We start from the raw sequence: 2468 nt of genomic DNA, 5'->3' as shown, positions 1-2468 counted from the left end.
GGCACGGGCCTGCTGCGGCGCCGGCTGGGGGGCGCCGCCGGTGGCCGCGGTAGCGGAGGTATCGACCTTGGCCAGGAAGTCCTCCAGGCTGGTCTTCACCGGCGCCAGCATGAACTGGCGCGCGCCGTTGTAGTACTCGGCCAGCAGACGCTCCTTCAGCACGTCGCCCTGGTACAGACCCAGGCCCAACGACCACGGCCGGCTGGAGGAATAGCGGTCCAGCTGCTCGATGCGGTCCTGCAGGATCTCCATCGCTTCCAGCCGGCTTTGCAGGTCGGTGCGCTCGCTTTGCAGGCGTACCACCTTGTCCAGGTCGGCCTGCACGTTCTGCGCCAGTTGCCGGTTGCCCAGGTAAGACCAGCTCCAGCCGCCCAGCACCAACCCCAGCGCCAGCACCAGGCCAAAGAAGGCCAGGTAGCGCATGCGCGTCTTGGCGGGGCTGGCGTGCTGGCGCACCAGCTTCTTGTCCGCGAAGATCACGCTGGAGAACAGGTCGCGCAGGAAGAAGCCGTTGTTGGAGGTGACGCTGCGCGTCTGCGCGCGCTGTGCCGGTCGCAGCTCGAAGCGTTCGGCCAGCCGCTCGGTGGAAGTGCTTTGCGTAACGCCTTCCTGTAGCGCGCTGGTGAAGTAGAAGCCGCGGAACACCGGCTTGTACTGGAATGGATTGGTCTCGAACAGCGTCGACAGGAAGGTCCGCAGCGCCGGCTTGATGCCGGCGAATTCCAGCGGAAACGTCAACAGGCCTGGCGGCAGGTCGCGGCTGTTGCGCAGCGAGATCTGCGCCGTGCCCATTTCCTTCAGGCCTTCATACAGCTCGTCGAAACGGCTGTCGAACAGCGCCAGCACATCGCGGTTCTCTTCGGCGCCATAGGGCAGGGTCGCGCCCCAGACGCGGTCGCGTTCGCTCTGGTCGCTGTCGGAAAAGAACTCGCTGAAGCCTGAGATCAGGTCGGCCTTGGTGAAGATGATGTAGACCGGCGCAAACACTTCCAGGCGGTCGGTCAGTTCCTGCACGCGCTGGCGCAGGTTCTTGGCCAGGTTGATCGCGAACTCGGGCCCCGCGCCCGTCAGCTCGTCGATGCTGGCGGCCACGATGATGCCGTTGATGGGCGCCTTGGGACGATGCCGCTTGAGCAGGTCCAGGAAGCCCATCCATTCGTTGCGGTCCTCTTCATGCACCGAGTAGCGTCCCGCAGTGTCCAGCAGGATGCCTTCGGTGGTGAAGAACCAGTCGCAGTTGCGCGTGCCTCCCACGCCGCGCACCGCCGCGCCGTTCTTGTCGGCGAAAGGGAACTGCAGGCCGGAATTGATCACGGCGCTGCTCTTGCCCGCGGCGGGGTTGCCGATGACGATGTACCAGGGCAGCTCGTACAGGGCTTCGTTGCCCGAGGTCTGGCCGATCTTCGAGGTCTTGATGGTGCGCACCGCTTGGGTCAGCCGTGTGCGCAGCGCTTCCACGTCGTTGCGGTTGGCGGCGGCGCCGGTCTGCACCTGCTGCTCCAGCATGTCGCCCAGATTCTTGTTGGCCTTGCGGGTGCGCCGCCGGCGCCACAGAAAGGCGCACAGCCACAGCAGCACGCATACGCCCAGGGCGATGCCTGCCCAGGCCAGACCGATCTCTACCGTGTCGGCGAACAGGAACAGGAACACCACCAAGGCGAGCAGTCCCAACGCCATGAAGGTGCGCGGGTTGGCCAGCGCGCGCGAGGACCAATGTCGGCCTTCGCTGATGGCGCGGGAGGTGCCGGATAGTAGATCGGAGGGGCTGCGCATGGTTTGAGCTATGTTCTTGTGGGTCAGGCGGGGAGGGATTCGGAGGGCGACACCAGCACCAGCGTCCGCAACGCCGGGTCCTGGGTCATGAGTGCGAGTACGGGTGCGTCGGCCTGGGCGCAAGCCGCGCCTGCGACGGCCACGGTGAGCAGATGGGCGGCCGCGCCGGTGTGGCCGCAGCCGGAACCCACTGCCAGGCAGTCCAGGTTCGGATCCAGCGCGGGAAACAGCGCAGAGGCCAGGCCGGCGGTCTCCAGCGGGCGGCTGCCACGGTGGTCGGCATCGCTGATCAGCGCGGCTACGCCGTCGGCGGGTTTGCCTTGCTCGGCCAGGAACTGCGTGGCCAATTCGGTCAGGCGGGGTTCATGCAGCGCGCCGCGCGCGTCGGCGGCGACCGCGCGCTGAGCTTGCGCCGACAGGATCAAGGACAGCGCGGTATCGGTACGCGCGGGCTCGCCGCCAGGCGCCTGAGCGGCCAGGTCCAGCAACAAGCCCGCCGCAGCTTCGCCAGGCACCTGGCCCTGCGGATTGGCGTTGGACATGAGCCTGCCGGCGGCGCCCCATTGCTCTACTCGCGCGGCGTCGATGTAGGAGTCGGCGACGGCGACCAGACGCAGCGTGGCGCTGCGCGCGGTCAGCGGTTCCAGCGCCAGCTGGCGCAGCAGGCCGTCGCAGGCGAGCGCGTCCGGCGCGGC

Annotated in this window: 1 protein-coding gene and 1 pseudogene; both read right to left on the bottom strand. The window is 67.7% G+C overall.

The window, feature by feature from the left end; genetic code table 11:
* The coding region (gene tssM, locus VIR09_RS24595) for a type VI secretion system membrane subunit TssM (RefSeq protein WP_332015226.1) at positions 1 to 1677 on the bottom strand (1677 nt) is incomplete at its 3' end.
* 119 nt (positions 1678 to 1796) lie between these two features.
* Positions 1797 to 2468, bottom strand: a pseudogene (locus tag VIR09_RS24590) (hypothetical protein); the annotation flags it as partial.

This window comes from Achromobacter sp., assembly GCF_036567245.1.
In the GTDB taxonomy this organism is placed as follows: Bacteria; Pseudomonadota; Gammaproteobacteria; order Burkholderiales; family Burkholderiaceae_B; genus Achromobacter.
Note: the sequence above shows the minus strand (reverse complement) of the source record. Positions and strands in the feature narration are given on the sequence as shown.